Source organism: Duganella rhizosphaerae (assembly GCF_040364205.1).
Lineage (GTDB): Bacteria > Pseudomonadota > Gammaproteobacteria > Burkholderiales > Burkholderiaceae_D > Rugamonas > Rugamonas rhizosphaerae.
On the sequence record NZ_BPWK01000002.1, the window covers coordinates 94,656 to 114,576 of the forward strand.

A 19,921-nucleotide genomic window follows, 5' to 3' on the forward strand; every position below is an offset into this window, starting at 1 on the left:
TTCCTCCCTGAAAGCTCCATTGAATCCGATCGCCGTGCCGCGCTCAAACGATATTCCCGGCGCTTTCGCATTCCCAATTCGCATGCGTGATACATTCGTGGAATGGTTAATCGTCTTTTGGATCTTCCCCCGCTGGACTTGCTGCGCAGCCTGGTCGCAGTCGGCAGGCGCATGAGCATCACGCTCGCCGCGCAGGACATGTGCGTGACGCAATCGGCGCTCAGCCGCCAGATACAGGCGCTGGAGGCCACGTTGGGCTATCGCGTGCTGGTGCGCGGCCATCGTTCCATCGAGTTCACGGCCGAGGGACGGCGGCTGTTCCGCCATGCCGATGCGATGCTGGAGCAATTGGGCGAAGTGGTCGCCAGCCTGCGGCCCGATCGTGGCCATGCGCGTCAGGCGGTGACCATCAGCGCCAGTATCGGCGTGACCGCCTTGTGGATACTGCCTCGCTTGAATGCCTTCCAGCAGGCCGCGCCGCAGATCGACGTGCGCGTGGCGGCCAGCAACCGTTTCGTTGACCTTGAGCGCGAGCAGGTGGATTTGTCGCTGCGTTATTGCCGGCCGCAGGATGCGCCGGAAGGCGCGCTGCGCCTGTTCGACGAGGCGTTGGTGCCGGTGGCGCATCCAGCCTTGGCGGTGACCGTGATCGAGGATGCGGCGCAACTGCGCAAGCAGGTGCTGCTTGAGTTTGACGATGTGTCGCGCCCGTGGCTGCAATGGCCGGCGTGGTTGCGTGAAGCCGGTGCGGGCCGCGTAAAACCGCAGGGCGTGCTGCGCTTCAATCAGTACGACCAGGTGGTGCAGGCGGCGTTGGCGGGGCAGGGCGTGGCGCTGGGCCGATTGGAATTGGTGCGGCCCTTGCTGGAGCAGGGCAAGCTGGCGCCGGCCAGCAAGCTGCCGGCGACGGCCAGCGATTATGCCTACTGGCTGATCGCCCGCAGCGCGCTGAGCGCGGATGCGGTCGTGGTGCGGGATTGGATACGAGAGGAAGCGGCGCGCAGCAAGGCCAAGGTCAAGGCCAAGGCCAAATCACGCGCCGGCTAAGCCATCAGGCGAAGCTCAAGCCTTCGAGCGGGAAGCCTTTGATGAACTCCGCCGCCGGCAGGCGCTTGCCGCCCGGCTTTTGCAGTTCCGTCAGGCGCAGCGAGCCGCTGCCGCAGGAAACCACGATGCCATGCTGCGCATCGGCCGCCAGCACCTGGCCGGCCGGCGCCTTGCTGTCGGCTTCCAGCACTTCGGCGCCCCACAGCTTGACGTTGACGCCGTTGACCGCGCCATGCGCGCCGGGGAAGGGATTGAAGGCGCGGATCTTGCGGCTGATCTCCAGCGCCGACTGCGTGAAGTCCAGCGCGGCTTCTTCCTTGCTGATCTTGGCGGCGTAGCAAACGCCCGCCTGCGGCTGCGGCACGGCTTCCAGTTGGCCGTGCTGCATCTTGCGCAGCGCATCGACTATCATCTTGCCGCCCAACGCGGCCAGCTTGTCGTGCACCATGCCGGTGGTGTCCTGCTCGCCGATGGCGATGCGCTCGATCAGCAGCATCGGGCCGGTGTCCAGGCCTTCTTCCATCTCCATGATGGTGATGCCGGTCTCGCTGTCGCCGGCCTCGATGGCGCGGTGGATCGGCGCGGCGCCGCGCCAGCGCGGCAGCAGCGAGCCGTGGATGTTCAGGCAGGGCTTGATGTCCAGCGTGGCGCGCGGCAGGATCAGGCCATAGGCCGCCACCACCATCACGTCATACGGCGTGGACAGCAAACGCGCATGCGCTTCCTTCGCCTGCTCGGCGCGCACCGGATCCTTGCTGTCGGTGCGCAGCGACAGCGGCTGCAGCACCTCGATGCCTTGCGCCAGCGCGTACTGCTTGACGGCCGATGGTTGCAGATGCATGCCGCGGCCGGCCGGGCGGTCCGGCTGGGTCAGCACCAGCGGAATCTCGAAGCCCGCCTCGTGCAAGGCTTGCAGCGCCACTGCGGCGAATTCCGGCGTGCCGGCGAAGATGACTTTCATGCGCTATCCCTGTGTGGCTTAGAAACGGCGGCCGGCGGCGCGCAGCTGGGCTTCGCGCGCCATGCCGCGTTCTTCCTTGACGAGCTTGGCCTTGATGCGGTTGCGCTTCAGCGGCGACAGGTATTCGACGAAGACCTTGCCCAGCAGGTGATCCATTTCGTGCTGGATGCAGACCGCCAGCAGGCCGTCGGCTTCCACTTCGAAAGGCTGGCCCTTGACGTCCAGCGCGCGCACCTTGATCTGGGCGTGGCGTTCGACGCCGTCGTAGATACCCGGCACCGACAGGCAGCCTTCGTCGTAGACCTGCTTCTCTTCGCTGGCCCAGATGATTTCCGGATTGATGTAGGCGACCAGCGCATCCTTGGTTTCGGAGATGTCGATCACCACCAGCTGTTCGTGCACGTCGACCTGCGACGCGGCCAGGCCGATGCCCGGCGCTTCGTACATGGTCTCGGCCATGTCGGCGACCAGTTGTTCCAGTTTGGCGTCGAAGACGGTGACTGGGGTGGCGACTTTATGCAGACGCGGATCGGGGTAACGCAAAATATTTAAGATGGCCATATGCTGTACTGTGTTGATAACTAAGTGAAAACTAAGTGAATGCCTTGATAACGCGCGCCGCGTCGAGGGCGTCGCCGCCGTCATTTTCCCGATCAAAAATGCAACAACCGCGCGGGTTGCGATTGCGCGGTTTCTCTTGCTAGTTCAGGGTTTTATGGGCAGAATTTGATTCAATTTAGCAAGCCTTTTCCGTTGATTGGGCGCTTCTTGCTATCGTGTGCCTGCGCAATTTATGGCGCATTTACTGGATCTACTAATGAAAAATTTTAGCACAGTCGGCACCCGCTTAGTATTAGCGGCTCTTTTTTCGGGCTTGACGGCGGCTTCCGCCGAGCCACTGAAATGCGAGTTTCGCGCCGATGCGCCGGACCAGCACTTGGTGGTCAAGGGCGATACGCTGTGGGATATCTCCGGTAAATTCCTTGAGCGCCCCTGGTGCTGGCCTACCGTCTGGGGCATGAACCGCGAGGAAATCGCCAATCCGCACTGGATTTATCCGGGCCAGATCATCTGGTTCGACCGCGCCGCCGGCCGCCTGCGCCTGGGCAACAGGATCGACGCCAGCAACGATGGCGGCAACCGCGCCTCCGACCTGCGCCTGCAGCCGCAGCTGCGCACCGAGGGCCTGGGCAAGGATGCCGTGACGTCGATCCCGGCCGGCGTGATCGAACCCTTCCTGACCCAGCCGCTGATCATCGAAAACGACGAGCTGGCCGGCGCGCCGCGCGTGGTGGCCACGCAGGACGGCCACGTGTTCCTCGGCAAGGACGACAAGGCCTATGTCCGTGGCGACCTGAAGGGCGGCAGCTCATTCCAGGTGTTCCGTCCCGGCAGTCCGCTGAAAGATCCGATCACCAAGGCCGTCATCGGCTACGAGGCGTTCTACCTCGGCACGCTGAAATTGCAGACCGAAGCGCAACCCGGCGCCGGCAGCGACGTCCACACCTTCCTGGTCGCCAGCGCCAAGGAGGAGATGGGCAAGGGCGACCAGCTGCGCGCGATTCCGCCGATGCCGATGCAAAACTACGTGCCGCATCCGCCCGAGCAGAAGGTGGGCGCGCGGGTGGTGGCGATTTACGGCGGCGTCACGCACGCCGGGCAGAACCAGGTTGTCAGCATTAATCGCGGAAAGCTTGATGGACTCGACATCGGCTCCGTGCTGCAGCTGTACCATGCGGGGAAGACTGTCAGCGACGCCACGGCCGAAAAAAGCTGGCTGGGCATGCGCGAACAGCAGGTCAAGCTGCCGGATGAGGAAGTGGGCAGCTTGTTTATCTTCCGCGTGTTTAAGCATATTTCCTACGGCTTGATCATGCAGGTGTCGGCGCCGGTGGAAGTGGGCGACGTCGCCAAGTCGCCGGAGTGACCCGCGCCGTGCAAGCCACGGATACCCCTGCCGCCACGTTCCAGCCCGTCAGCGCCGCCGCGCTGGCGGGCTGGCTGCGTCTGGAAATGACGGACGGCGTCGGCCTGGGGAGCGCGCACCGGCTGCTGGCGCGTTTCGTCACGCCGGAGGCGATCTTCGGCGCCGGGCGCGCCGCCCTGCTGGACGAGGTCAAGCCCGGGCAGGCCGATGCGCTGCTGCAAGCGCCGCCGGACCGGCTGGCGGCCCTGGTCGACGCCACGCTGGCCTGGCAGCAGCAGCCCGGCAACCGGCTGCTGAGCTACGACCATCCCGACTATCCCGAGGCGCTGCGCAACATCGCCGCCGCGCCGCTGCTGCTGTATCTCAAGGGCCGGGCCGAACTGCTGGGGCGTCCGTCGCTGGCGGTGGTGGGCGCGCGCAACGCCAGCGCCCAGGGCATGCTGAACGCCGACCGCATGGCGCAGGCCCTGTCCGAGGCCGGGCTGACCATTGTTTCCGGGCTGGCGCTGGGCATCGACGCGGCCGCGCACGCCGGCGGCCTGAACGGGCCGGGCAGCACCATCGCCGTGATCGGCACCGGCCCCGACCGCATTTATCCGGCCCGCAACAACGCGCTGGCACGCCGCATCGCCGAGGAGGGCTGCATCGTCAGCGAATACGCGCTGGGCACGCCCCCGTTGCGTGACAACTTTCCGCGCCGTAACCGCGTCATCAGCGGCCTGGCGCGCGGCGTGCTGGTGGTGGAGGCGGCCGCCAAGTCCGGTTCCCTGATCACGGCGAAGTTGGCGATAGACCAGGGCAAGGAGTTGTACGCGATTCCCGGTTCCATCCACGCCACGCTGGCCAAGGGTTGCCATGCGCTGATACGCGAGAGCGGCGCCAAGCTGGTCGAGACGGCGGCCGACATCTTGACCGACCTCAAGCTGCTCGAGCCCGGCGCGCACGGCGCGCGGCCGTCGCTGGACGATACTTTCGTCGACCGCGTGCTGGAGGCGCTGGGCGAGCATCCGGCCGGCGCCGACCTGCTGGCGCTGCGGCTGAACCAGTCCGCCGCCGACTTGCAGGGGCAGTTGTTGGCGCTGGAACTGGCCGGCCTGGTCGAGCGTTTGCCAGGTGGCATGTTTCAGCGTTTGCGTGCATGATGGGGCAAGAAAAGGCGATTGGCCCGGCACTTGTGTCCGATCTGTTTTAACTGATAGAGTAGAGCCATGTTCGACATCCTTGTTTATCTCTACGAGACTTATTATCGTCCCGATGCCTGCCCGGAACCGGCCGCATTGGCCAAGAAACTGTCGGCTGTCGGTTTTGACGATGTCGAGATTTCCGAGGCCCTGGTCTGGCTGACCGACCTGAACGCGATGGCCGGCGTTGAGCACACGCTGACCGCATCGTCCACCGGCACCCGTTTCTACGTGGAAGAAGAGCAGGATGTGCTGGGTCCGGCCGCGATCGGCTTCATTCAGTTCCTGGAGTCGGCCAAGGTGCTGTCGCCGTTGCAGCGCGAAATCGTCATCGAGCGCGCACTGGCGCTGGAAGAGGCGCCCGTGTCGCTGGGCAAGCTCAAGGTCATCGTCCTGATGTTGCTCTGGAGCCAAGGCAAGGAGCCGGACGCGCTGATGTTCGACGACCTGTTCGGTTCCGACGAGGATCAGGCGCCCCGCCTGCTGCACTAATATAGGCCGCCGCGGCGGCCTCCAGTTCCCCTGAAGTAACGAATTAAGCAACATTCTGCCAGGATTTGGCTAGGCAATACGCCGTATTGCCGCTGTACTGCGCGGTTTGCTTGCAGTCTGGCCGGCAACGCGCTTATCATTGGCGCTTTGACAAGACTGTGACGCCTCGGCCTTGCCATCCGCATCGCAAAAGTGCAGACTGCGACACGATCCATGTATGATGCGCATGCTGCACCCATCCCAAGTGTTAAAAAACGAGATACAAAATATGACCAAAACCCTCATCATCGCCGAGAAGCCTTCTGTCGCGAACGACATCGCGAAGACGCTTGGCGGCTTTACCAAGCACGATGAGTACTTTGAATCCGACGAGTACGTGCTGTCCTCCGCCGTCGGTCACCTGCTGGAAATCGCCGTACCGGAAGAACACGATGTCAAACGCGGCAAATGGAGCTTCGCCCACCTGCCGATGATCCCGCCGTACTTCGCGCTGAACCCGATCGCCAAGACCGAGGCGCGCCTCAAGGTGCTCAACAAGCTGATCAAGCGCAAAGACGTCACCACCCTCATCAACGCATGTGACGCGGGCCGCGAAGGCGAGTTGATTTTCCGTTTGATCGCGCAGAACGCCAAGGCCAAGCAACCGGTCAAGCGCCTGTGGCTGCAATCGATGACGCCCGGCGCGATCCGCGAAGGCTTCACCCAGTTGCGCACCGATGAAGACATGATGCCGCTGGCCGACGCCGCCCGTTGCCGCTCGGAGGCCGACTGGCTGATCGGCATCAACGGCACCCGCGCGATGACCGCGTTCAACTCGAAAGAGGGCGGTTTCTACCTGACCACCGTGGGCCGCGTGCAGACGCCGACGCTGTCGATCGTGGTCGAGCGGGAAGAAAAGATCAAGAAATTCGTTTCGCGCGACTTCTGGGAAGTGCGCGCCGAGTTCGTTTGCGCGGCCGGCGTCTACGAAGGCCGCTGGCTGGACACCAAGTTCAAGAAGGACGAGACCGACCCTGAGAAACGCGCCGAGCGCCTGTGGAGCAAGGCCGCGGCCGACTCCATCGCGCTGGCCGTGCGCGGCAAGCAGGGCGCCGTCACCGAGGAATCGAAGCCGACCACGTCGATGGCGCCCGCGCTGTTCGACCTGACCAGTCTGCAGCGCGAAGCCAACTCGCGCTTCGGCTTCTCGGCCAAGAACACGCTGGGCCTGGCGCAGGCGCTGTACGAAAAGCACAAAGTGCTGACCTACCCGCGTACCGATTCGCGCCACCTGCCGGAAGATTACATTCCGACCGTGATGCAGGCGCTGGAAGTGGTCAAGGAAAACCCGAACTACCACCAGTTCGCCAAGCAGATCCTGGACAAGAAGTGGGTCAAGCCAAACAAGCGCATCTTCGACAACACCAAGATCTCGGATCACTTCGCGATCATTCCGACCACCATCGCGCCGAAGAACCTGTCCGAGCCGGAACAGAAGCTGTACGACCTGGTCACGCGCCGCTTCATGGCCGTGTTCTTCCCGCCTGCCGAGTTCCAGGTCACCACCCGCTACACCGAAGTGTCCGGCCATCAGTTCAAGACTGAAGGTAAGGTCATGACCAATCCGGGCTGGCTGGCGATCTACGGCAAGGAAGCGTCGACCGACGACGACAAGGACGGCAACGCCAACGGCAACCTGGTACCGGTCGCCAAGGGCGAGAAGGTGCTGACCGACACGGTCAACGCCAACGGCCTGGTCACCAAGCCGCCTGCGCGCTACACCGAGGCGACGTTGCTGTCGGCCATGGAGGGCGCCGGCAAGCTGGTCGAGGACGACGAACTGCGCGATGCGATGGCCGGCAAGGGCCTGGGCACGCCAGCGACGCGCGCCGCCACCATCGAGGGTCTGCTGACCGAGCGCTACCTGCTGCGCGAAGGCCGCGAACTGATGCCGACCGCGAAAGCGTTCCAGCTGATGACGCTGCTGCGCGGCCTGGGCGTGAACGAACTGACCGCGCCGGAACTGACCGGCGAATGGGAATACAAGCTGTCGCAAATGGAGAAGGGCAAGATCTCGCGTGAGGAGTTCATGCGTGAAATCGCCCAGATGACGCAGATCATCGTCAAGCGCGCCAAGGAATACGACAACGATACGATCCCGGGTGATTACCACACCCTGCACACGCCGTGCCCGAACTGCGGCAGCGTGGTCAAGGAAAACTACCGCCGCTTCGCCTGCACCAAGTGCGAATTCTCGATGAGCAAAACGCCGGGCAGCCGCCAGTTCGAGATCGAGGAAGTGGAGCAGTTGCTGAAGGACCGCACCATCGGCCCGCTGCAAGGTTTCCGCTCGAAGATGGGACGTCCGTTCGCGGCCATCCTGCGCATCGTGCGCGACGAAGAGATCAAGAACTTCAAGCTGGAGTTCGACTTCGGCCAGAACGACGATTCGGAAGATGCCGAGCCGGTCGACTTCACCGGCCAGACCGCCTTGGGCCCGTGCCCGAAGTGCGCCGGCGGCGTGTACGAGATGGGTCTGGCGTATGTGTGCGAAAACAGCGTCGCCAAGCCGAAGACTTGCGACTTCCGCAGCGGCCGCATCATCCTGCAACAGGAGATTTTGCCTGAGCAGATGGCCAAGCTGCTCAACGACGGCAAGACCGATTTGCTGCCGGGCTTTGTTTCGCAGCGCACCCGTCGTCCGTTCAAGGCCTTCCTGACCAAGGGCAAGGACGGCAAGATCAGCTTCGAGTTCGAAGAGCGCAAGGCCAAGGCTCCGGCCAAAGGCAAAGCGGCCAAGGTAGCGGACGAGGGCGCGGACGGTGCGGCGGAAGACGTGGCGCCGGCGAAAAAAGCTCCGGCCAAGAAGGCTGCGGCAGCCAAGGCTCCGGCCAAGGCGGCAGCAGCCAAAAAGCCGGCGGCCAAGAAAGCGCCAGCCAAAAAAGCAGCCCCTAAAAAGGCCGCCGCGACCGCCGAGTAATCGTCGGCAGCGCCAACAAAAACGGGACCTCGATGGTCCCGTTTTTCATGCTGGGGTCAAGTCTGACATTCGGACACGGCCTGAGCTGTAGTTTGCCGCTTGTGGCCGAGCTCGTGTCCGAATGTCAGACTTGACCCTCGGTTGGCGTTAGGCGCGCCAAGGCTTGCCCGGTTTCATGGGGACCTCGATCAGTTCGCCGGTCTGCCATTGCAGCACCTGTTCCTTGCTGAACGTGACCGGGTGCGTGGCCGTAGCCAGGTTAGCGGCGATGGCGATCCATTGCTGCTGCTTGCGGCGATAGACGGTGATTTCGCAAGCGCCGTCCGGGCTGCCGCAGGCCCAGGCCATCCAGTCGTCGCTGATCAGTAAGTAGGCCAGCTGGTCGCTGTGTGGATCTGCCAGCCGCACGCCGTGCATGGCGCCGCTCGGTTCGCGATACCAGTCTTCCTCGTAGCTGTTGTCGAGGCCGGTTTCGTGGACGTGGTCGGCGTCGTCGAAGCGCATCCAGCCGGCGTCGAGTTCGCTACTGAGGGCGGGGTAGGCGATGGCGGGATGCCAGGTGCAGCGCTCGCCTTCCACCACGGTCTCGCCGGCGAAGCCGTTGATGCCGATGCGGTCGACGGGAACGCGCAGGTCGATGTGGTAGCGCGCCGCCTGGAACCACCACACTTGGGTGGTCAGGTCGCTGCTGCCGTTGCTGCGCCAGATGCCGCTGCGGCGCCACAGGCCTTGGTATTCTGCTGGAACCATGTCACTTCAGATCGTCGGTGTAAAAATAGACCGTACCACGGATTGCGTTGGCGGGCACATGCAGCGCCGCAGCCAGCGCATGCGCGTCCGGCTGCTGCAAGGCTTGCTTGTTCAGCATGATGGCCGCCGTTGACGCCCCGCCGGCCGCCGCGTAGGAAACGATGTGATCGAAATCCGGCCGGCTGTCGATCTGCTTGACCAGGTAGCGCTGTTGGCCGCTGCCGATCTGCACGTAGCTGGCGTTGGCGCTGCTCTTCTGCGCCGGCGATAGCTGGCGGTACATCAACACCTCGTCGACCACGACGGTGGAGGCGGCGAACTGCGTCTTGCCGCCTTGCTCGAAATGACCCAGCACCAGGTCGGCCTTGAACTGCCGCAGCGGCGCGGCGCTCGCTGGCGCCAGGCGTGACAGCTCGAACTTCTCCGGCGCGATGGTCCACAGCGCGGTCTTGCCGTCGAGGCGACGGCGCAGCGCCGCGTCGGTGGCGGGATCGGCCACGTGCACTTGCAGGATCACCTGGTAGTCGTGCGGCGCATGGAACATCGGCAGGTGCGATGCATACAACCCCTCTTTGCCGCCGAACAGCGCCATGCCGTGCTCGCCATAGCTGGCGTCCGCCGCGCCGGCGCTGCCGGCGATCAAGGCCAGTGTGACCAGCGCGGCCTTCATGCCTTCACCAGCAGCTTGCCGCGATGCTCGCCGGTGAACAGCGAGTTGAGTGCCGCCGGCAATTGCTCGAAGCCGTCGATCACCGTTTCCTCGAACACGATCTCGCCCGCCTTCACCCATGGCGCGACGATGCGTGTCATCTCATCCATGCGGTGCAGATAGTCGCGCGCCAGCATGCCCTGGATGGTGGCGCGCTGGTACAGCATGTGATGCAGCAGGCGCGGCCCCAGTTCCGGCGTCTCCAGGCCGCCGCTGTACTGGCTGATCTGGCCGCAGATGACGATGCGTGCGCGGCGGTTGATCAGCGGGATGACGGCGTCGGTCACCATGCCGCCGACGTTGTCGAAATAGACGTCGACGCCGCCGGTCAGCCGCTTGATCTCCGCGCCCAGCGCATCGGCGTCGGCATAGGCCTTGTAGTCGATGGCCCAGTCCGCGTCCAGCACATTGCGCAGCCAGTCGCACTTGGCCGGGCCGCCGGCAATACCGAGCACGCGCGCGCCGTGGCGCTTGGCGAACTGCACCACCAGCGATCCCACCGCGCCGGCCGCGCCGGACACCAACACCACCTCGCCCGCATGCGGTTTGCCCGATTCCGTCAGGCCGAACCACGCGGTGCGGCCCGGCATGCCCAGCACGCCGAGCGCGGTGGTGACCGGCGCCAGCTCCGGGTCGATCCGCTTCAGGCCGCTGGCGTGCACGCGCGCATGCGTCTGCCAGCCGGTGTAGCTCTGCACCCAGTCGCCGGCGGCGTAGCCGGGCGCGTTCGACGCCAGCACCTGCGCCACCACGGCGCCTTGCTGGACGGTGTCGAGCGGATGCGGCTCGGTGTCGTAGGTCGGTTTGGTGGACTGGCCGATGCGCATGTAGGGATCGACGCTGAACCAGCGCGCCTCGATCAGCACCTCGCCGTCGCCCAGCGCGGTTGACAGTTGTTGTTCCACGAGCTCGTAGTGCTCGGCCGTGATCTGGCCGACCGGCTGCCGGCGATAGATCCATTGTTGTTGGGTGAGAGTCGTCATGCTGCAGATGGTAAGATGCTCTTCGTATCCAGTAAAGCAACTTAAATTCACTATTCGTATCCTGTTTGGACATCATGAATCTTTCCGACCTGCGCGTTTTCGTCAGTGCCGCCCGCCGTCCGTCGCTGGGCGCCGCCGCGTTGGAGTTGCATTTGACGCCGTCGGCGGTGTCCAAGGCGCTCAAGCGGCTGGAGGATAGCCTGGGCAAGCCGTTGTTCGACCGCAGCGCCAAGCAGCTGGTGCTGAACGACAGCGGCCAGTTGCTGTTGGCCCGCGCCCAGACCTTGCTGGCGCTGGCCGACCAGGCCAAGGCCGACCTGATGGGCGAGCGCGCCGCCATCGACAGCCGCATCGCCGGCCCGGCCATCCTGTTGTGGCGGCACGGGCAGATGCTGTCGCAGGCCTTGCGCGCCTACCCGGAAGCGAGCTTGCGCATGCAGGCCATGTTCGAGGATGAAGCGCTGGCGGCGCTGCTGCGGGGCGATATCAACGCCGCCATCGTCACCGGCGACGTCATCGAGGGACGCGGCGAACACTGGTCGGACGAATGGCAGGTGACGCCGTTGGGCAGCGTGACCCTGCATCTGGTGGCGGGGCAGCGTCATCCGCTGGTGACGTCGCTACCGCCGGCGCCGCTGCTGGAGGCGGACACGGCGCAAGTGCTGGCCCATGATTTCGCCTGCCCGTCGCGTTCGCTGTTTTGCGGCGTGCAGCGCGGCGCCCGATCCGACGGCTGGCGCGACGACCAGCTGCCGCGCAAGATCCGCTACTGGACCGACGATCTGCAACTGCTGCTGGCGCTGGTCAAATCCGGCGAGGCGCTGGCCTACCTGCCGGATTTCGCGCTGGCCGATCCCGAGTTGCGCCGCATCCACGTGAGCGATTGCGCGTTCGAGTGCGTGGAGCAGGTGGCGCTGGTGTGGAATCGCGTCAAGGCCAGCGCCTGGCAGCGCGAACTGGCGGCCTCGCTTGCGGGATACAACTCGTAACTTTTCTTACGGAACTGTGGTCGTCTGCCGCCGGGGTGGTCGCGTTAATTGCTCAAGACGCTGATGAACAGCGGTCTGCCAACCACTAGAAAAGGAACACCATCATGAAAACCAAATCCCTGATGATCGCCGGCGTGCTTTCCATGATCAGCGCCGCAGCTTTCGCGCAGACCGCTCCAGTGGCACAAGTCCATCACGACAATGCCCAGATCCGCCAGGATGTCAAAGAGATCCACCAGGACAGCCGCCAGATTCAGCGCGACAACGCGGTGATCGCGGTCAAGCAAAGCCAGGTGGCGGCAGGCCAGCAGCAGTTGCAAGCGGAACGCGGCGAGCGCAACGCGCTGGCCCGCGCCGAGCACACGGACATCAAGAAGGGCGACCTGGCCGGCGCCCAGCAGCTGGACCAGGCGCGCCGCGCCGAGCAGCAAAACATCAAGGTGGAGAAGCAGGCCATCAAGCATGACGAAAAAGTGATCGCCCGCCGCAGCGTCGACAAGCACCAGGAGCAAGTGGCGCGCCGCGACGAGAAGCTGGAGCGCCATGCGGACAAGGTCAAGCGCGACCATGACGCCGCCAAGATCTGATCGCTGAATCCCAAGCAAGCCGGGCGCCTCCAAACCGCCCGGCTTTTTTACGCTTGCGTCCGTCGGGGCCAGCAACTATATTGAAGTTATCATGACCGTCGCCCTCAACTCCGTCAGTGCAAGCCCGGCTTACCAGCCATATGTGCCCGTCGTCTCCAGCACGGCGGCGGGGGCGTTGTCGTCCGAAGCCGTCAATCTGTCGGCGGAGTCGGCCGTGGTGGCGTCGCTGGGCGGATCGACCGGCGCCGCGGTCTACACCCCGTCTGGCTTGCTGGATAGTTTGCAGCAAGCCGGCACTGTTGCCGAGTCCGTCACCGTGCCTGCCGACGGCAGCAACGTCGATACGTCGACCTCGGCGCAAAATGCGCAGGACCAAGCCATCCTGTCCTCGCTGGCCTCGACGCCGTCGGCGTCGGGCGTCTACACCGGCGCCGGCACACTCGGCGGCCTGTCCGAACAGGCCTCGTCCAACTGGGCCGAATTACTGAAGACCAATCCCGGCCTGGCGGGCACCGTCATCGCCGATTCCTACAACGCCGGCCTGGTCAGCACCCTGCAAGTCACCGCTTAAATTGGGGTCACCAGGGGTTATTGGCTTTGCAGTTCGACGGGGACCATATTGTCGTCGGGCTTGCGGTCGATGAGCTTGTTGTCGGGGTCGATGCCGGCCTTGCCCGGACGGCCGTTGATGATCACCGTGTACAGATTGTCCTTGCGCTCGATGAGCTTGCGCTCGCGGTACAGGCTGTTGCCGTCCTTGTCGTCGATGCCGATGTCGATCCAGTCCTTCAACGGCGTGTCTTTTTCCGCGCCCTGGTCGTTGGCCCGCACCTTGGCGGCGCTGACCGCGAACGTGACTTCATACTTGCCGTCCACCAGCTTGCGCGCAGTGGCCGAGACCGCATGGTTCTCGTACAGCACGATGTGGTTGAACAGGTCGTCGATCAGGTAGGCCTGCTCGGGCGGCGTGATCTTGCGCAGCGCGTCGACCAGCACCGTGACGCTAGGATACGGCCCGGCCTTGCGGCCATACTGCGCCAGCATCTCCTTCAACGCGGCGTTGATCTTGGCTTCGCCCAGGATGTCCTGCAACTGGTACATCGCCAGGCTGCCCTTGCGGTACTGGATGTAGTTCTGGTTTTCGTTGTCCGCCAGCGGCATTTCCTTCTTGCGCTCCAACGCGCGGCCCATCAGGTACAGGTCCAGGTCGTAGTGCAGGAAGCGGCGCATCTTGTCCGCGCCGAAATTCTTCTTCATCACCATCAGCGCCGAGTATTCAGCCAGCGTTTCGCTCAGCACCGTGCCGCCGCGCGTGTTGCCGCCGACCAGCTGGTGGCCCCACCACTGGTGCGCCACTTCGTGCGCGGTCACATAGAATGGATAGTCGATGTCCTTCGGACTCTTGTCGTTGACCTTGGCGATGAAGCCTATCGATTCCGAATACGGTATCGTGGTCGGCAGCGACTGCGCATAGGTGGCGTAGCGCGGGAACTCGACAATGCGCACCAGCTTGTGCTGGTAAGGGCCGAAGTTGCGGGTGTAGTAGTCCAGCGATTCCTTGATGCCCTTGTCCATGCGGTCCAGGTTGTACTCATGGCCGGGGTGGTAGTACAGCTCGATTCCCACGTCCTGCCACCAGTCGCGCTTGACCAGGTAGCGCGCCGACTGGATGGCGTAGTAGTTCAGGATGGGCTGGTCCATCTTGTAGTGGTAGTAGTGCCGTCCCTGCTTGCTCCATTCCTTGACCAGCGTGCCCGGCGCGATGGCGATCTGGTCGGCGCTGGTGCTGACGGTGGCGTCAAAGCTGATCCAGTCGGCGTCGTTGCTGGCGAGGTTGTTGGCCAGGCCGCCCGGGTCGTCGCGCGGCAGCATGCGCTCGCGCGCCGGCAGCTTGTGCTTCCTGCGGTCGCGCACGTCGCTCAGCTCCCTCTCTTGCTGGTAGCCGATGTGCGGCAGCGCGCCGTTGTTGAAGAAGGTGCCGTTGCCGATCACCGGCGTGTCCTGGCCCATGCCCAGAATGCCGCCGGGCAGGTAGACCACGTCGAATTCCATCGTCAGCTGCGCGCCCGGAGCGAGCGGCTTGGCCAGCTTGTAGCTGTAGAAGCCGAGCTCGTCATCCTGGAAGCCCGGCCGCGCGTCCTGGCTGAAGCGCGCCTTGAATTGGGTGGTCGTGTTGTCCTGGTAGACCAGCACGTCGGTGATCGGCTGCGCGGTCTTGTTCTCCAGCAGATAGCGGCCCTTGACCACCAGGCTGCGCTGGTCCGGCATGATGGCGACGTCGAGCTTGACGTCGGTGATGCGCGGCTGCGGCACCACGGCGAATTTCTTGTACTTGCGCTCGTAGTCGGCGCGCTCGGCATCCTTCTGGTAGGCCGATTTGAAACAGTGAACGATGTGGGTGTTGTAGAACACCACGCTGCCGGCGCCGACGAACACCAGCAGACCGGCGGCCACCGTGCTCAGCACCGGCACCGTCAGCGCGTGGCGCGCCAGCTGCAGGCGCTGGCGCCAGCCGTCGTTGGTGCCGCGCGCCCAGAACAGCAGCGACAGCACCGCCAGCAGCAGGGCGGCGCCGGTCCAGTAAAGCTCGAACCAGCGCTCGCGCGCCAGGAAGTGGCCGTAGCCGTTCATGGCGGAATAAATGAAGCTCGGCATGGTGCCGTAGACCAGCATGGGGTCGTCGACGCCGACCGTGCCCAGCGTGATGCTGGCCAGGTAGTAGACGATCATCGCGAAGTAGGCCAGGTATTTCTGGTTGATCAGCACTTGCAGCGCGATCGCCAGCACCGCAGACAGCGCATAAGCGGGCAGCTGGATCAGGAACAGGTGGTACAGATACAGCCCCGGCTCCAGGATGAAATAGCCTTTGGCGATCTGGATCGCCATGCCGCACAGCATCACCACCACCATCAGCATGGTCTGCAGGCCGATCAGCGCGATCAGCTTGGACAGCATCGGCAGCCAGCTCGGGATCGGCAACGCGTCCAGCATCTGCGCCATGCGCGCCTCGCGCTCGCGCCACACCAGCTCGCCCGCGTAGAAGGTGGTGATGACGAACATGAACAGCGCGAAGGTTCCGGACACCGATTCCAGCACCAGGTAGGTGACCGGGTAGGTGGTGGTGCCGAACATCGATCCCATGTCCAGCGCGCTGGCCAGCATCATCAGCACGCCGGCCAGCACCAGCACCAGGAAGTAGATGTTTTTGGTGGTTTCGCGCAGGCTCAGCCAGCTCATCTTGAACAGCAGCGCGGCCAGGCTGCGCGACTGGAAGTCCGGCTTTTCCTGGGTGCTGGTGGACTGGGCCGACAGGTGCAGCGGCGTTTCGCCTTCGCCGCGGCTGGTGCTGCCGGCGCCGCTGTCGATGGTGGCGATGAAGTGGAAGCGCCAGTAGCCCAGCAGCAGGCCGGCCAGCGCGAACGAACACCACAGCACGCGGTTGAGCAGGTACACGCCTTCCGGCCAGAACATGCGGCTGTTGCGCTCGACGATGGGCCAGTATTCGGTCAGGCGGATCACGGCGGTGGTGCCGAAGGGGTCGATCAGCGCGGCCAGCGTCTTGTAGTCGAGGTCGCGCGCCAGGCCGGGGGCGACGATGTAGCCGATCAGCATGACCACGCTGGAGATGTAGACCGGCAGCATGCGCCGCGTCAGCGCGGCCAGGATGAAGAACACGGCGCCGAAGATGAAGATGTCGGGCAGGATGACGATCAGGTAGGGGATCACATAGCCCAGCACGCCCGGCTGGCCGAGCCGCTCCGGATCGATGCCGGGGATGTAGCTGCCCAGCCAGGCGCCCAGCACGATGCTGGTGAAGATGATGGCCAGCGTCAGGTAGGCGCCGAGGAAGCGGCCGAACATGTACTGATGCTTCTTGATCGGGGCCGAGAAGAAGAAGTGCTGCATGTCGTATTCGAAATCCTGCTGCACCGAGCGCCCCATCATGGCGGCCATGACCACCACGCCCAGCGAGGCGAGCACGCTGGTGGTGAACATCAGCGAGCGCGGCGAGTCGATCAGCTGGCTGCCGAAGGCGACCGAGGCGCCCTTGAAGACGCCGCCGGCGGCGGCCATCCACAGCAGCGACAGCGCCAGGAAGCCGAGGAAATAAACCCAGGTGGACAGCAGCTTGAGGCGCTGGCGCGCTTCAAAGTAGGCGATGGAAAACATGGGGCCGCCTTAATCGCAGGTGGCCGCAGCGCTGTGGCGGCCGGCGATGGTGGCGAAATAGACATCTTCGAGGTCGCCGATGGCTTCTTCAAAGCCGTCGCCGGGATCGGTCTCGCTGTAGACGTGGATGAGGGTGCGGCCGGACAGCAGGCGCGACGAGATGACCGGGTGGCGCAGCTGGAACGATTGCAGGTCGCGCTTGTCGATGAAGCGGGCCCAGATCTTGTCGCTGACGTCGTGGATCAATTCCTGGGTCGGGCCGCACAGCAGCAGGTGGCCCTTGTTGATGATGGCCATGTTGGCGCACAGGTCGGCCACGTCGCTGACGATGTGGGTGGACAGGATCACGGTCTTGTCTTCGCCGATGTCCGACAGCAGGTTGTGGAAGCGCACCCGCTCCTGCGGGTCGAGGCCGGCGGTCGGCTCGTCGACGATGATCAGCTTGGGATCGCCCAGCAGCGCCTGGGCGATGCCGAAGCGCTGGCGCATGCCGCCGGAGAAGCCGCCCAGGCGCTGGTTGCGCACGTCGAACAGATTGGTTTGCTGCAACAGGCCGTCGACCACCTCGCGCCGGCGGTTGCGGTTGGACAGGCCCTTGAGCACGGCGAAATGGTCGAGCAGCTCGTAGGCGGTCACTTTCGGATACACGCCGAAGTCCTGCGGCAGGTAGCCCAGCAGGCGGCGCACTTCGTCTTTTTCGTCCAGCACGTCGATGTCGTCCAGGAACACCGAACCGGAATCGCATTCCTGCAAGGTCGCCAGCGTGCGCATCAGCGTCGACTTGCCGGCGCCGTTGGGCCCGAGCAAGCCGAACATCCCGGTCGGGATGGTGAGCGAGATATTGTCCAGCGCTACGACGCCATTGCCGTAGGTTTTAGACAAGTTGCTGATGCGTAATTCCATGCTAACTCCTGAATGATTCTGCCGGTGCCTGCGCCGCGTTTCTGCACGGCCATACACTTTTCACATGATGGCATTGTATTGAATTTGCTCTATATGTGGGGCGCCATTGCGATGGGCGGCGCAAACTGCGCGCCAGAGTGCAGAAAAGGCCGACCAGACGGCGACGCGCGGCGACCTCAATCCGGGCTAGTTGAATAGACAACTTGTTCAATTTCTAAACAAAACCTGCTCGCGGTTGAACCACCAGCGGCACAGGGCCAGCAGGGCGCCGGCGGTCAGGGTGGTCGACAGCAGGATGACCCAGAACATGCTGTAGTCCATCGTGCCCTTCACCAATTCCTTCATCGCCAGCGAAACATTGGTCATCGGCACCATCGCCCATTTCCAGTTCAGCTCGACCCCGGGCAGCAGCGCCACCAGCGTCGGCAGCACGGTGACGATGATCAGCGGCGAGATCAGGCCGGCCGCTTCCTTGTAGCTCTTGGCGTAGACCGAGATCGACAGCAGGATGGCGGCGAAGATGGCGGCGGTCGGCACCAGCATCAGCGCCACCATGGCCAGGTCCAGCAGGCCGATGGCGCGCACCATCTGCACCAGGTCGCCGCCTATCATGGGGCCGAAGAAAGTCAGCAGCATGCCCAGGCTGCCGATCATCAGCAGCGCCGAGGTCAGGCCGACGGTGAACAGCATCAGGAACTTGGCCATCACCAGCGCGGTGCGCGAGACCGGCGCCAGCAGCAGGGTTTCCAGCGTGCCGCGTTCCTTCTCGCCGGCGCCGGTGTCGATCGCCGGATACATGGCCGCCATCAGGCACACCATCAGCAGGATGTAGGGCAGCATGCCGCCGACCACCGCGCCCATCTGCTCGCGCTTGTCGGCGGTGGAGTGGTCTTCCAGCGTGATCGGGTCGAGCGCGAAGCGCAGCTGCTCCTTGTTGAGGTTGAGCGCGGACAGCGCCTGTTCGCGCAGCAGCCGGTTCTGGCCGCCGACCACCGACATCACCCGCTTGCGCGTCAGGTCGACCGTGACGGCGCTGTTGTAGTGCAGCGCGATCACCGCTTGCTGTTGCTGGGCCAGGCTCGCTTCGAAGCCGGCCGGGATCACCAGCGCGAACTTGATGCGGTCGTCGCCGATGGCGGTCTTGATGTCGGCCGGGCTGGCCAGCACCACTTCGCGGAAGCCTTTTTCCCTGGCGAAGCGTTCAGCCAGCTTGGGCGCGTTGTCCTTGCCGAAGATCGAGTAGGTCATCTCGGCCTGGCTGGCCTGCTTGAACATGCTTTGGGAGACGTAGCCGAAGCCGGTGAAGATCAGCGGCATGGCGAACACCGGGATGAACACCGTGAAGAAGAAGGTGCGGCGGTCGCGCGCCAGTTCCAGCAACTCCTTGAGGTAGATGATCCACATGGCTCAGGGCTCCTGGTTGATGACGCCGACGAAGGCGTCGTACAGGTCGGCGCTGCCGCCCAGGTGGCGCAGCTCGTCGACCGTGCCGTGGAAGGCGGTCTTGCCGTGGTTGATGATGCAGACGCGGTCGCACAGCTTTTCCACTTCGTGCAGGTGGTGGGTGGAGAAGATCAGCGGCACGCGCAGCGCCTTGTAGCTGGCGATGAAGTCCAGCAGGATCTTGGCCGACATCACGTCCAGGCCGGTGGTCGGTTCGTCGAGAATGACGATCTGCGGTTCGTGCACCACGGTGCGGGCGATCGAGCATTTCTGCTTCATGCCGGTGGACAGCTGGTCGGCGCGCTTGTTGCCGTATTCGGTCATCTGCAGCAGCTCGAACAATTCGTCGCAGCGGCGCTTCAGGTAGGGCGGGCTCATGCCGTGCAGGCGGCCGAAGTATTCGACGTTCTCGCGCGCGGTCAGGCGGCCGTACAGGCCGGTGGTGCCGGATAAAAAGCCGATGTGCTGGCGCGCCGCCAGCGGATCCTGCAGCAGGTCGACGCCGTTGGCGTGTATGCTGCCTGCATCGGGTTTCAGCGCGGTGGACAGCAGGCGCAGGGTGGTGGTCTTGCCGGCGCCGTTGGGACCAAGCAGGCCCAGCACTTCGCCGGGCGCGCAGCGGAAGCTGACATCGCGCACCGCATGGAACCAGCCGTCGTGGTCGCGCGGATCGCGCGCCTGGGGCGGTTTGCCGCCGCGCGACGACAGGCGAAAACGCTTGGCGAGCCCCCTGACCTCGATCATTGTTCTGTCCCTTGTTAAAAAGATTTCAAGAGTAGCATGTAAAAATTCTCGCGCGCAAGCTACTAGCCGTACAAAT

Annotated in this window: 17 protein-coding genes; 8 read left to right on the forward strand and 9 right to left on the reverse strand. The window is 64.2% G+C overall.

Translation table 11 applies throughout. From position 1 onward, the window contains the following. The first annotated feature begins 102 nt into the window (after positions 1-102). Positions 103-1,047, forward strand: coding sequence for a LysR substrate-binding domain-containing protein (locus tag RUGAMON1_RS04275; RefSeq protein ID WP_445229337.1), 945 nt, complete (start codon positions 103-105; stop codon positions 1,045-1,047). A gap of 4 nt (positions 1,048-1,051) precedes the next feature. On the opposite strand, the gene fmt is transcribed toward RUGAMON1_RS04275, so the two are convergent. Both fmt and def read right to left on the reverse strand, forming a co-directional pair. Then, the gene (gene fmt, locus RUGAMON1_RS04280; RefSeq protein ID WP_445229338.1) at positions 1,052-2,008 is read right to left on the reverse strand and encodes a methionyl-tRNA formyltransferase; all 957 of its coding nucleotides are present in this window, start codon (positions 2,006-2,008) and stop codon (positions 1,052-1,054) included. Positions 2,009-2,026: 18 nt separating this feature from the next. Beyond that, positions 2,027-2,569: a peptide deformylase gene (gene def / locus RUGAMON1_RS04285; RefSeq protein ID WP_116992290.1), complete on the reverse strand. Its 543-nt coding sequence runs from the start codon at positions 2,567-2,569 to the stop codon at positions 2,027-2,029. 256 nt (positions 2,570-2,825) lie between these two features. Between def and RUGAMON1_RS04290 the strand changes: the two genes are divergently transcribed. The 4 genes from RUGAMON1_RS04290 to RUGAMON1_RS04305 all read left to right on the forward strand — a co-directional run bounded on the left by RUGAMON1_RS04290 (position 2,826) and on the right by RUGAMON1_RS04305 (position 8,567). Beyond that, on the forward strand, positions 2,826-3,935 hold the full coding sequence (locus RUGAMON1_RS04290) for a LysM peptidoglycan-binding domain-containing protein (RefSeq protein WP_445229339.1): 1,110 nt from the start codon (positions 2,826-2,828) through the stop codon (positions 3,933-3,935). Between the two features lie 8 nt (positions 3,936-3,943). After that, complete coding sequence (gene dprA / locus RUGAMON1_RS04295) at positions 3,944-5,077, forward strand: DNA-processing protein DprA (protein WP_445229340.1); 1,134 nt, start codon at positions 3,944-3,946, stop codon at positions 5,075-5,077. Between the two features lie 66 nt (positions 5,078-5,143). Further along, entirely contained in the window at positions 5,144-5,608 is a 465-nt protein-coding gene (locus tag RUGAMON1_RS04300; RefSeq protein ID WP_332854478.1) for a Smg family protein, read from the forward strand. A 268-nt stretch (positions 5,609-5,876) separates the two neighbouring features. Beyond that, positions 5,877-8,567 (forward strand): DNA topoisomerase III, encoded by a 2,691-nt coding sequence (locus tag RUGAMON1_RS04305; RefSeq protein WP_445229341.1) that lies wholly within the window; start codon positions 5,877-5,879, stop codon positions 8,565-8,567. Between the two features lie 147 nt (positions 8,568-8,714). Here the strand turns inward: RUGAMON1_RS04305 and RUGAMON1_RS04310 are convergent, their stop codons facing one another. From RUGAMON1_RS04310 to RUGAMON1_RS04320, 3 genes are read right to left on the reverse strand one after another with little or no spacing between them, the layout of a single operon-like run. Further along, positions 8,715-9,317, reverse strand: coding sequence for a hypothetical protein (locus RUGAMON1_RS04310; protein WP_445229342.1), 603 nt, complete (start codon positions 9,315-9,317; stop codon positions 8,715-8,717). Between the two features lies 1 nt (position 9,318). Continuing rightward, on the reverse strand, positions 9,319-9,987 hold the full coding sequence (locus RUGAMON1_RS04315; protein ID WP_445229343.1) for a hypothetical protein: 669 nt from the start codon (positions 9,985-9,987) through the stop codon (positions 9,319-9,321). Continuing rightward, positions 9,984-11,009, reverse strand: a complete 1,026-nt coding sequence (locus tag RUGAMON1_RS04320; RefSeq protein ID WP_445229344.1) for an NADP-dependent oxidoreductase — start codon at positions 11,007-11,009, stop codon at positions 9,984-9,986. The genes RUGAMON1_RS04315 and RUGAMON1_RS04320 overlap by 4 nt, the downstream gene beginning before the upstream one ends. 74 nt (positions 11,010-11,083) lie before the next feature. Between RUGAMON1_RS04320 and RUGAMON1_RS04325 the strand changes: the two genes are divergently transcribed. The 3 genes from RUGAMON1_RS04325 to RUGAMON1_RS04335 all read left to right on the forward strand — a co-directional run bounded on the left by RUGAMON1_RS04325 (position 11,084) and on the right by RUGAMON1_RS04335 (position 13,156). Then, a complete protein-coding gene (locus RUGAMON1_RS04325) occupies positions 11,084-11,998 on the forward strand; it encodes a LysR family transcriptional regulator (RefSeq protein WP_445229345.1) in 915 nt (304 codons plus the stop codon). A gap of 104 nt (positions 11,999-12,102) precedes the next feature. Further along, entirely contained in the window at positions 12,103-12,585 is a 483-nt protein-coding gene (locus tag RUGAMON1_RS04330; RefSeq protein ID WP_445229346.1) for a hypothetical protein, read from the forward strand. Between the two features lie 91 nt (positions 12,586-12,676). Then, entirely contained in the window at positions 12,677-13,156 is a 480-nt protein-coding gene (locus RUGAMON1_RS04335) for a hypothetical protein (RefSeq protein WP_445229347.1), read from the forward strand. Between the two features lie 17 nt (positions 13,157-13,173). Here the strand turns inward: RUGAMON1_RS04335 and RUGAMON1_RS04340 are convergent, their stop codons facing one another. The 4 genes from RUGAMON1_RS04340 to RUGAMON1_RS04355 form a co-directional block, all read right to left on the reverse strand. After that, the gene (locus RUGAMON1_RS04340) at positions 13,174-16,755 is read right to left on the reverse strand and encodes an ABC transporter permease/M1 family aminopeptidase (protein WP_445229348.1); all 3,582 of its coding nucleotides are present in this window, start codon (positions 16,753-16,755) and stop codon (positions 13,174-13,176) included. Positions 16,756-16,764: 9 nt separating this feature from the next. Continuing rightward, the gene (locus RUGAMON1_RS04345; protein ID WP_445229349.1) at positions 16,765-17,658 is read right to left on the reverse strand and encodes an ABC transporter ATP-binding protein; all 894 of its coding nucleotides are present in this window, start codon (positions 17,656-17,658) and stop codon (positions 16,765-16,767) included. Positions 17,659-17,865: 207 nt separating this feature from the next. Next, on the reverse strand, positions 17,866-19,062 hold the full coding sequence (locus RUGAMON1_RS04350; protein ID WP_445229350.1) for an ABC transporter permease: 1,197 nt from the start codon (positions 19,060-19,062) through the stop codon (positions 17,866-17,868). A gap of 3 nt (positions 19,063-19,065) precedes the next feature. Beyond that, positions 19,066-19,845, reverse strand: coding sequence for an ABC transporter ATP-binding protein (locus RUGAMON1_RS04355; RefSeq protein WP_445229351.1), 780 nt, complete (start codon positions 19,843-19,845; stop codon positions 19,066-19,068). Positions 19,846-19,921 lie beyond the last annotated feature (76 nt).